The organism is Phaeobacter sp., from assembly GCF_022825805.1.
In the GTDB taxonomy this organism is placed as follows: domain Bacteria; phylum Pseudomonadota; class Alphaproteobacteria; order Rhodobacterales; family Rhodobacteraceae; genus Phaeobacter.
The window spans coordinates 1-9729 of sequence record NZ_JAJDWC010000146.1 but is presented as its reverse complement, the minus strand read 5'-3'; the positions used below and the strand labels follow the sequence as shown (position 1 = coordinate 9729).

The following is a 9729-nucleotide window of genomic DNA, read 5'->3' as shown; positions in this document are numbered from 1 at the left end:
CCCGCTTCGACGCGTGCGAACGCAGCAGCCCAAATCTCCAGTCGCCTACGGCTCGTTCCGATTTGGGCTGCTGCGGTACTAACTGAAGCGGACAATTGGCATGTTACCTACACCGGACAATTCAGAATGTTCTCGACATGCAAATCACTGTGGGACGGTTACCCATTTGTGACTAGGACGTGGATTATGTTTGCGCTATCGGCAGAGTTACGCCGACAGATCGCTGCCTACAGCCAAGTCATCGATTCTGGGCTGAGTTGGTCGGGTTTCTCGCCGCGCGCGACCAGTATCCGGATGTAATCAGGAAATGCGGAAATTGTCGCCCAGATAGACCCGGCGCACATTTTCATTCTCGACCACTTCGGCCGGTGAGCCAGACATCAGAACCTGACCGTCATGCAAGATATAGGCGCGGTCCACAATCTCGAGTGTTTCACGGACATTATGGTCGGTGATCAAAACACCGATCCCGCGTTTTTTCAGATCCGCCACGAGATGCCGAATGTCACCGACAGAAATCGGGTCGACCCCGGCAAAGGGTTCATCCAACAACAAATATTTCGGATCGGCAGCCAGACAACGGGCAATTTCAACCCGGCGTCTTTCACCACCAGACAGAGCCAAGGCAGGCGCCCGGCGCAAATGTTCGATAGAAAAATCAGACAGCAGCTCTTCGAGCCTTTCCCGCCGTTTGTGCGCATGTTTCACGGCAATATCGAGCACCGAGGAAATGTTGTCCTCAACCGACAGACCACGGAAGATCGACATCTCCTGCGGCAGATAGCCGATGCCCATCCGCGCACGGCGATACATCGGCAGTGAGGTCACATTTTGCCCGTCAATCGTGACGGTGCCCGCTTCGGGGAAAACCAACCCAGCAATCGCGTAAAAGCTGGTGGTTTTGCCAGACCCGTTTGGACCAAGAAGGGCAACGACTTCACCGCGCTCCAATGTCATGGAGACATCCCGGATCACCACCTTTTTGCTGTAAGATTTACGGAGACGATCAATCCGCAGCCCAGAACTGCCTTCGGTCACTGTCAGAGAAGGTTTGGCCATCAATCGCTGCCGCCGTTCAAAATGGTCTTCACCCGCCCAGACAAGCTGGCGGTCCCGTTGGTCAGGTTAACAACCAGCCGATTGGAGGTGAGCGTGCCTGTCCCTTGACTCAGTAGGACATTTCCGGTCATCACAATGGTGCCGGAATCAATGGAATACTCCGCCTGATCCGCCTCGGCCGCATCTGGGCCATTCACCAGCAGGACACGGCCAGAGGCTGACAGGCGATCAATGCCCGTGCGACCGGTTTCATCCTGTTTGTAGACAACCAGCACGTCATTCGCAGACAGCCGCATGACACCCTGAATGATCAGAACATTGCCAACAAACCGGGCCGACCCATCGGCTTGATTGACGTCCAGACTGTCAGCCGTGACCTCAACAGGGTCGGATGGATCCGCTTTCAGCGCGCCAAATGCAATAGATGTCGCCTGAGCATAGGCCGCCGCTGACCACAGCGCCAAAGGCAAGCAGAACATCAATACGCGCAAATAAGACACAAGCTATCTTTCCGATTGTTGGGGATCGTATATCAGCTTGACCCCTTTGTTGAAAACCATATGTGCCGGCCCGCCTTCGGTTTTTGTGTCGATCCGCATAGCACCGGCCTGCAGAGATCCAAAAACACCCGTGGCTTCCACCGGGCCTGGACTGTCGACCTGGATACCATCCAAAGCCGCGTTCAGGTGATCTGTGACGACTTGAAGACCGTCCGCAGTGGAAAGCGCAACATTGCCAGTAAAACTTGCGATCTGGCGATCCGGGCGAAGACGACCGGTGTCAGATCGCAACGAAAAGGACCCGCCGCTTTCAACCCGGATCTCCGCCTGCAAATCAATCGCTGTCGCCGGAGTATCTGCGTTGCCGGGCAAAGCAGATTGCGCGCTGAGCATGATCTCGTCGCCCTGCGCGGTCGTTCCAGAAAAAAACGGTGCGGTGATCTGCTGGCCTTGGGTGCGATCCGCCAAATCCTGCTCCGCAAACGGTATGACGGCTTCGGTTTCGACACCCCGCGACAACAAAAACACGGTCGACATCAGCGCAAGCGCCATCAGTGGCAACAAGACCTTCAGATAGGCCACAAGGCGGGAATATCCGTCCATGCCGCCCCCGCCCCGTTATCCCAGGCCAACCCGCAGGCAGTCATGGATATGCAACAGACCAATCGCGGATTTCGCTGCAGAGGTCTCTTGGACCACGAACAGACAGGTGATTTTGCGGTCGTTCATCACAGCGACCGCTTCTTCGGCCATTGTATCTGCGATGATCGTCGTTGGATCGGCTGTCATGACATCTGCCGCGGTTTTATCAAGCAGGCCATCCATGTGGCGACGCAGGTCACCATCTGTGATGATCCCAACCAAGGTATCGGCATCATCAACCACACCGGCGACGCCAAACCCCTTTTGACTGATTTCAATCAATGCATCCGACATGGGGGTGTCGCTGGTCACCAGAGGCAATGCCTCAACACCATGCATCAGATCCCGCACGCGCGACAACTGGGCACCCAGCTTGCCACCAGGGTGGAACGCCCGAAAGTTCTCTGGTCGGAAATCGCGATGCTTCATCAACGCAATGGCAAGCGCATCCCCCATCGCAAGCGTCAGAGTGGTTGAGATTGACGGCACCATGCCAAAACCGCAGGCCTCACCGATGGCCGGGATTTGCAGATGGACATCTGCTTCCTGCATCAGCGTGCTTTCCATACGGCTGGACAGGCCAATCAGCGGAATGCCAAAACGCCGGGTGAACGCGAGGAGATTGGCCAGTTCCGGGGCTTCGCCCGAATTTGAAATCGCCAGAACCACATCTTCCGTGGACAACATGCCCAGATCACCATGGCTGGCTTCGGCCGGATGGACAAAATAAGCAGGCGTCCCGGTTGATGCCAGGGTCGCCGCGATTTTGTGCCCAATATGCCCGGACTTGCCAATGCCGCTGACAATGACACGGCCCTTTGCCTTCAGGATCAATTCCACCGCTTCGGCAAACCTTGGATCCAGATCCGCCGCCAGCGTTTGCAGCGCTTTCGCCTCGTCCAGGATGACCTGGCGGGCGGTTGTCAGAAATGTTTCAGCGTCGGTCATGAGTGAGCAAAGATATCTGTTTCAGGCCAGCCAGCGAGGTCCAGTTTGGCACGCATCGGTAAGAAATCAAAGCAAGCCTGCGCCATCTCGCTGCGCCCCTCGCGCTCCAGGCGTTTGTTCAGGGCTTCCCGCAAGCGGTGCAGATACAATACATCCGATGCGGCATAGTCCAACTGCGCGTCAGTCAGCTGAGCCGCACCCCAGTCGCTCATTTGTTGCTGTTTAGAGATATCAACAGACAGCAGTTCCTGGGTCAGATTCTTGAGCCCATGGCGGTCCGTATATGTCCGCACCAAACGGCTGGCAATTTTTGTGCAATAGACCGGCGCCGCCAACGCACCAAACGCGTTGTACATCGCTGCAATGTCGAACCGGCCAAAATGGAAAAGCTTCAAAACCTTGGGGTCTTCCAGCATGCGGCACAGGTTTGGTGCCTCGGTCTGTCCAATCGACACCTGCACGATATGGGCGTTTCCGTCGCCACCAGACATTTGGATCACACACAGCCGATCCCGATGCGGATTAAGCCCCATGGTCTCGCAATCGATTGCAACAATTGGTCCCAGATCAAGCCCGTCCGGAAGGTCGTTTTGATACAGAAAGTTAGCCAAGCTGCGATCCTTTGTGTCTGTCGTTTTGGCGAGGTTCGGACCCGAAATAGGGTGAAGTCAGCTCAAACTCAACTGCTGCTGCAAGCAAATCTCCCCGTTCTGAGGCGCGCAGCCGCAAGCCCTGTCAGCTTTTGACCCTCTGGCTCTGGCCTCTCTTATCAACATATCGGGCCAGATCTTGGTGCTGGTGCCGCTGAAGGGACTCGAACCCCCGGCCCCATCATTACGAATGACGTGCTCTACCATCTGAGCTACAGCGGCACATCCCTGTGATCACACCACAGAGCGTGGCCAGAACCACCTGTGACCGGCACTAGCAGTCGAAAATCAAACAGAAAAGATCTATTTGGCGTCTTTCATTTCAAAGACATCATCATCTTTCTTTTCCGCCTGGTCAGGGTCCGTTGGCTGTTCCGCAGTATCCAGCAATTCCATATCCGCCATCGGCTCAGCCGACGCTGCGGCCCCGGCAGCATCAGGTGTCAGCAAAGGCAACACCTGCGCGCTGGTCGCACCCAGAACTTCGGCTGTTTCTGGCCGTTTCCAGCTGAGCGTATCAAAGCTCGAACAGTTCTCGCAAACCGGGGCCCATTCGGCATGGATGTGATTGCAGTTGTTGCAGAGCCATTGCGGCCCCCGCGGTGCTGTCAGCGCCCGTGTGAGCCAGCCCTGCACAATCGCGTCGCTGGCACCTTCGCCTTTTTCGATGGCAGCCATCAGCGTCAAGGCCCGCATATCCGGAGCCTGCTCGACCAGGTCGCCCAGCGCCCGACGCGCTTCTGGAAACTCTTCGGCAACGATGTGCAACTCTGCCATCAACAGTCGCGTTTCAGAATGTGTCGGCGCCAAGCGAGACAGCTGCACAAACCGTTTCACACGCTGCTGCGGTGTTTCATCCGGCTCCAACTCTGCGAAAGCCTGGGCCAAATCGGGATGAGGCTGTGCCTCCCACGCTTTCTTCAGGATACGGATCGCGTTACGGTTCTTGCCACGCTGGCTATAGGCGCGTGCTGCCATGGCCGCCGCAGGCACCAGATCCGGCGATAGCCGATTGGCTTCGATGGCCTGCTCCTGCTGGTCCACAGTCATCCCGTCATCAAGGATGGATTTGGATGCCGACAACGCCAAAACAGCATCCCGACGCTTGAAGACATCCCGCGGCATGGTGCCTGTTTTCAGCTTGGTGGTCAGTGTTTTGCGCGCACCAACCCAATCTTTCGAACGGGCCTGCAAGGTCAGGAGCGTATCCTGAACCTCTTCATGCTTGGGGCGCAGAGCCAGAGCTTTCTCCGCCAATTGGCGGGCCGTATCCGTATCTCCTTCGGACAGCTTTTGCTTCATAATCCCGCGCACACCGACAAATCGGGTCGTTTGGTTGCCGACCAAACGCTTGTAGGCTTCGGCGGCCTTCTGTGTATCGCCGGCCAGCTCCGCCGCCTGCGCCGTTAGCAAATCTGTCAATTCCGGTTTGGCCAGATATTTCTCAGCCCGCGCGGCTTTTGCCATCGCCAGACGACCTTCGCCCGATGCCAGCGCCATCAACCCATCTGACAGTGCTTGATAGCCTTTTTGCTGACGACCTTTGTCCCAATACCGTGAAAGCGCGGTTTCATCACCGTTCAGGAAGCGCAAAGTCGCCACCAACAAAGCCACCAGTTTAAAGAAAACCCAAACCGCAGCGACCAACACAACAAGGGCAATAACCGATTGCAACGCGCTGAGCGTGTATTCCGTATCCGCAACGGTAATTTGGATGCCGCCGGCTGTTTCGGTCAACAACGAGGCCCCAAAAGCCAGAAGCGCAACGATGGCAACAAAGACCAGAATTTTCAACAATGACCAGAGCATGGCAGCTTCCTTATTTGGCGTTCAGGCTTTGGGCCAATTCATCAACTGCCAAAACAGCAGCTAAGCGGGCCTGCGCAGCACTTTCCCAATCCGCCAGTGGAGCGCGGGCGGATTCTGGAAAAGCAGATAGTTCGTCAAGAGCGAGACGCAGATCGCCTGATTTCACAGCGGCTTCGGCCCGCGAAAGAATGGCGTCCGGGTCATCGCCGTCTTTGGGGGCAACCGATCTGGCCCCCAATTGACGGCGCACATAATCTGCCAGACTGGCCGTTTCGGTATTGTTCGTCCGCGCCAGCGAAAGCGCAGAACGCGCCGCGGGGGCAAAGCCATCCTGCAAAGCCGCGAGCGTGCTGACACCGGATTCAGCTGCGCCGCTGACAGCATTTGGCACCGAAACCCCCAGTTGTTCCAACTCTGTCGCAATCGCAGCGAAGCCCTGGCCCAGATCTACAGACGCGCGCAAGCGGGCGAGAGCGGTCTGTGCCGCGGCAACCCGCGCTGCTTCTGCGCTGGCCTGCTCAAGCTGTTGGGCATCCGCCAACATCTGTTCCACTTCTGCACGTTGCGCGGCAAATCCGTCCTGCAGCTTGGCCAGCTCCGCTTCGAAGGCTGCGATAGCCTCGGGATCAGCGCCAGGGACAGTTGGGCGGCTTTCCAGTGCATCCAACCGCGCAGAAAGCGCCTGCAAGCGATCTGTGACCTCAACGCCCGGCGCGTCGGAACCACCGCTTGGTAGGTCATTCACAGCACCTTCAACCGCATCAATCCGCTCTTCCAGTGAGGACAGAGAGGAAGGCGTCTGATCAGCCAGGCGGCTTTCCAGTTCAGCGAGTTTGGACTGAAACTGATCTTGCGCCGCTTCAAAAGTCTGTAGATCAACGGTTGGCGCAGATCGCAGAGCGGATGGCAGCACTCCATCAAGTAGGGTGCTTTGCCCCGCGACAAAACCAAACCCAGCAGCAACCAGCCCGCCAAGGAATGCCGTAAAGAAGCCCCCCCGCCGCTCGATCACCCGCTCGGTCTGCGGGGGAGTGGCCGGACCCGGAGCCACCGTTGAGGCGACATCCTGATCTGTATCAGAGCCAGGGTCAGAAACAGTCTCCTCAGCGACGGCTGGATCATCCTGTGGGTCGGAGTGTTCAGCGGACGTATCGGTGGCCTTCGCATCGCTCAGCGTGTCTTGATCAGACGCCTGTTCCTGCTGTTCAGGTGCAGAAACGTCATCCTCAGCGTTTGCTATGGAGGTGTCGATGTCGGCCGGGGCGTTTTCTGCCTGAGTGTCCTGAACAGAACTCTCTTCCGATTGCTTTTTGTCAGCCACGCCGACGCCCCCCTCGATTCTCAAATGTCATTCCACCAACTCACGCCCAAGGTTACTGCGCCTCTGCGCCACCCTCAACCCGGGCCAAACACAATGCGGCATCGCGCACCATGTCGCGCATAACCGGAGCCGTTGGCGCCGTGCATATCTTCAGGTCGGCGGCTTTCATACCCATCAGTGGTTCGGCAACCGCGTTGCTAAAGGCCAATAGGTGAAGATCCGCCGAATATGGGGCCAAGTTTACAAATTGTTCTGCCGTCCGAGGTGAAAAAAGCGGCACGATCAAAGAGCGTTGCGCGTCAATTTCTGCTCGTTTCACGTGATCATAACCTTGCAAGCGTTGTTCATAGACAATGCACTCCCGCGTCGCGATACCCGCTGCGGTCAGTCGGTTTGCGATATCACCCCGCCCAAAGCGTCCCCGCAGGTGCAGAAGCCCAGAAGGTGGAGGTGTCTGGATCAATGAGGCAACCAATGCGTCAGCGTCCTGACCGCGGCACTCTGCCAACCACCCCGAGGCCTGGGCCCGATCTGTGGTATGTTCACCAACACAATAGGCACGCTGCGCCTTGGTCTTTGACGGAGATGGCACAAATTCAACCGCCTGTGCAGATGTGAAAATGACATCACTGCCGTGGATCACATCCGTCTCAATCGCCAGAGGTTCGGGTTGGATCAGAGGCGCTGAAATCACCGTGAGATGTTTCAAACAGGCCGCGCCCAGAGAGGCGACAAAGCGCTCTCCGGCTGCTTTGGGTCGTGTCATTAATAGGCCGACCATCGATCCCCCGGGATTGTTCGCCAGTTCCATAGGTGGTAGCCCCGAGCCCGATGAGATGCAACGGTGATACCATGACACAGAGCCTAACGATTTTGGGACTGGAAAGCAGCTGTGATGATACAGCCGCAGCCGTGGTTCGGCGGGAAGCGGACGGCTCTGTGCGGATCCTGTCCTCCATCGTCTTTGACCAAGCGGACCTGCACAGAGCCTATGGCGGTGTGGTACCAGAAATCGCGGCTCGGGCTCATGCGGAAAAACTGGATCACTGCGTGCGAGACGCGCTGCAGCACGCGGATCTGGGTTTGGGCGATCTGGATGCGATTGCTGTCACTGCTGGCCCCGGGCTCATCGGCGGTGTCATTTCCGGTGTCATGTGCGCCAAGGGCCTTGCCGCAGCAACAGGGCTGCCACTGATCGGCGTGAACCACCTGGCAGGTCATGCACTGACTCCGCGGCTCACAGATGCGATTGCTTACCCTTATCTGATGTTGTTGGTCTCAGGCGGTCATTGCCAATATCTGATTGCGCGTGGCGCCGAAGATTTCTCCCGTCTCGGCGGCACCATCGATGATGCCCCTGGCGAAGCCTTCGACAAAACAGCCAGACTATTGGGGCTGCCGCAGCCGGGTGGGCCCGCAGTTCAACAAGAAGCCGCGTCAGGTGACGCGCGCCGTTTCCGGTTCCCTCGCCCACTGCTGGACCGAGACGACTGCAACCTGTCTTTTTCCGGATTAAAAACCGCCTTGATGCGCCTGCGCGACCAGCTGATTGCCGAAAAAGGTGGGCTGACCCGGCAGGACCGCGCCGATCTTTGCGCAGGTTTTCAAGCTGCCGTTGTCGATGTGCTTGGCGAAAAGACCAAGCGCGCCTTGCAGATATACCTGCAGGAAAACCCGGCCGTTCCAACCGTTGCAGTTGCTGGCGGCGTTGCTGCGAATACGGCCATTCGACACAGGTTAGAGACGATCTGTGCCGATTTCGGTGCAGCATTCACCGCGCCGCCCCTGGCGCTGTGCACCGACAATGCTGCGATGATCGCCTATGCGGGCATGGAACGGTTTGAGGCAGGTGCACGCGACGGCATGGATCTGAGCGCGCGGCCCCGTTGGCCATTGGATCAGAGCAGCCCCGCGATGCTGGGCAGCGGAAAAAAAGGGGCGAAAGCATGACAATTGCCGTCCTTGGTGCAGGTGCATTTGGCACGGCTTTGGCGATTTCACTGGCGCGGCAGACCCCCGTGACCCTATGGGCCAGGAACCCCAAATGGGCAGACGACATGCAGCGCCAGCGCCAAAATGCACAGCGTTTGCCCGGACCTGTTTTTCCAGATGACCTGCACGTCGTCTCCGATCTGGCCAGCGCTTCTGACACAGACGTTCTGCTGCTTGCGGTTCCGATGCAAAAGCTGCGCCAGATCCTGGAGGAAAACCGCACACTGTTTGAGGGCAAAACGCTTGTCGCCTGCTGCAAAGGGATTGAACTGACAAGCGGTCTGGGCCCAATTGCCGTGCTTGGGGAATGCGCACCAACTGCGCGGGCGGCGCTGCTCACTGGGCCGAGTTTTGCTGCTGATATTGCCCGCGGCCTGCCAACCGCATTGACCCTGGCCTGCGGCGACGATGATGTTGGCCAAAACTTGCAACACCGTCTGACCACCGCAAACATCCGCATTTACCGCACCACAGATGTCACCGGCGCCGAAATCGGTGGCGCGCTGAAGAACGTGATGGCCATCGCCTGTGGCGCCGTAATCGGGGCAGGCTTGGGCGACAGCGCTCGTGCCGCATTGATGACCCGTGGATATGCTGAAATGCAGCGGATGGCCCTAGCCTGTGGCGCCCGATCAGACACTTTGGCCGGGCTTTCCGGATTTGGCGATCTGGCCCTGACCTGCAGTTCTGACCTGTCACGCAACTATCAATTGGGTCTGTCCATCGGCCGCGGTGAACCATTTGATCCCACGGTCACAGTGGAAGGCGCCGCAACAGCGCGTGCTGTCAAAGACAGCGCCATACAGCG

The 9729-nt window shown here is 57.8% G+C and carries 10 protein-coding genes and 1 tRNA gene; 2 read left to right on the top strand and 9 right to left on the bottom strand.

Annotated elements, in window-relative coordinates:
• Positions 1 to 300: 300 nt before the first annotated feature.
• The 9 genes from lptB to Q0C28_RS16655 form a co-directional block, all read right to left on the bottom strand.
• The gene (gene lptB / locus Q0C28_RS16695; protein WP_293577484.1) at positions 301 to 1059 is read right to left on the bottom strand and encodes an LPS export ABC transporter ATP-binding protein; all 759 of its coding nucleotides are present in this window, start codon (positions 1057 to 1059) and stop codon (positions 301 to 303) included.
• Positions 1059 to 1538: an LptA/OstA family protein gene (locus Q0C28_RS16690; protein ID WP_293577485.1), complete on the bottom strand. Its 480-nt coding sequence runs from the start codon at positions 1536 to 1538 to the stop codon at positions 1059 to 1061. The genes lptB and Q0C28_RS16690 overlap by 1 nt, the downstream gene beginning before the upstream one ends.
• A 24-nt stretch (positions 1539 to 1562) precedes the next feature.
• Complete coding sequence (gene lptC / locus Q0C28_RS16685; RefSeq protein ID WP_293577483.1) at positions 1563 to 2162, bottom strand: LPS export ABC transporter periplasmic protein LptC; 600 nt, start codon at positions 2160 to 2162, stop codon at positions 1563 to 1565.
• Positions 2163 to 2177: 15 nt separating this feature from the next.
• Positions 2178 to 3149 carry a KpsF/GutQ family sugar-phosphate isomerase gene (locus tag Q0C28_RS16680; protein WP_293577482.1) on the bottom strand — a complete coding sequence of 324 codons (972 nt, stop codon included), beginning with the start codon at positions 3147 to 3149 and terminating at the stop codon, positions 2178 to 2180.
• On the bottom strand, positions 3146 to 3760 hold the full coding sequence (locus tag Q0C28_RS16675; RefSeq protein ID WP_293577481.1) for a ribonuclease H-like domain-containing protein: 615 nt from the start codon (positions 3758 to 3760) through the stop codon (positions 3146 to 3148). The genes Q0C28_RS16680 and Q0C28_RS16675 overlap by 4 nt, the downstream gene beginning before the upstream one ends.
• 185 nt (positions 3761 to 3945) lie before the next feature.
• Positions 3946 to 4021, bottom strand: a tRNA-Thr gene (locus Q0C28_RS16670).
• 81 nt (positions 4022 to 4102) lie between these two features.
• Positions 4103 to 5608: a heme biosynthesis HemY N-terminal domain-containing protein gene (locus tag Q0C28_RS16665; protein WP_293577480.1), complete on the bottom strand. Its 1506-nt coding sequence runs from the start codon at positions 5606 to 5608 to the stop codon at positions 4103 to 4105.
• A 10-nt stretch (positions 5609 to 5618) separates the two neighbouring features.
• On the bottom strand, positions 5619 to 6929 hold the full coding sequence (locus Q0C28_RS16660) for a hypothetical protein (protein WP_293577479.1): 1311 nt from the start codon (positions 6927 to 6929) through the stop codon (positions 5619 to 5621).
• A 52-nt stretch (positions 6930 to 6981) separates the two neighbouring features.
• The gene (locus Q0C28_RS16655) at positions 6982 to 7695 is read right to left on the bottom strand and encodes a uroporphyrinogen-III synthase (protein ID WP_293577478.1); all 714 of its coding nucleotides are present in this window, start codon (positions 7693 to 7695) and stop codon (positions 6982 to 6984) included.
• An 86-nt stretch (positions 7696 to 7781) separates the two neighbouring features.
• Between Q0C28_RS16655 and tsaD the strand changes: the two genes are divergently transcribed.
• Both tsaD and Q0C28_RS16645 read left to right on the top strand, forming a co-directional pair.
• Positions 7782 to 8879, top strand: coding sequence for a tRNA (adenosine(37)-N6)-threonylcarbamoyltransferase complex transferase subunit TsaD (tsaD, locus tag Q0C28_RS16650; protein ID WP_293577477.1), 1098 nt, complete (start codon positions 7782 to 7784; stop codon positions 8877 to 8879).
• A partial coding sequence (locus Q0C28_RS16645) for an NAD(P)H-dependent glycerol-3-phosphate dehydrogenase (protein ID WP_293577476.1) occupies positions 8876 to 9729 on the top strand: 854 nt, incomplete at its 3' end. The genes tsaD and Q0C28_RS16645, both read left to right, overlap by 4 nt.

Coding starts and splice junctions, on each gene's coding strand:
- lptB (WP_293577484.1), bottom strand. CDS start 1,059: ATGGCCAAACCTTCTCTGACAGTGACCGAAGGCAGTTCTGGGCTGCGG.
- Q0C28_RS16665 (WP_293577480.1), bottom strand. CDS start 5,608: ATGCTCTGGTCATTGTTGAAAATTCTGGTCTTTGTTGCCATCGTTGCG.
- lptC (WP_293577483.1), bottom strand. CDS start 2,162: ATGGACGGATATTCCCGCCTTGTGGCCTATCTGAAGGTCTTGTTGCCA.
- tsaD (WP_293577477.1), top strand. CDS start 7,782: ATGACACAGAGCCTAACGATTTTGGGACTGGAAAGCAGCTGTGATGAT.
- Q0C28_RS16655 (WP_293577478.1), bottom strand. CDS start 7,695: ATGACACGACCCAAAGCAGCCGGAGAGCGCTTTGTCGCCTCTCTGGGC.
- Q0C28_RS16680 (WP_293577482.1), bottom strand. CDS start 3,149: ATGACCGACGCTGAAACATTTCTGACAACCGCCCGCCAGGTCATCCTG.
- Q0C28_RS16690 (WP_293577485.1), bottom strand. CDS start 1,538: ATGTTCTGCTTGCCTTTGGCGCTGTGGTCAGCGGCGGCCTATGCTCAG.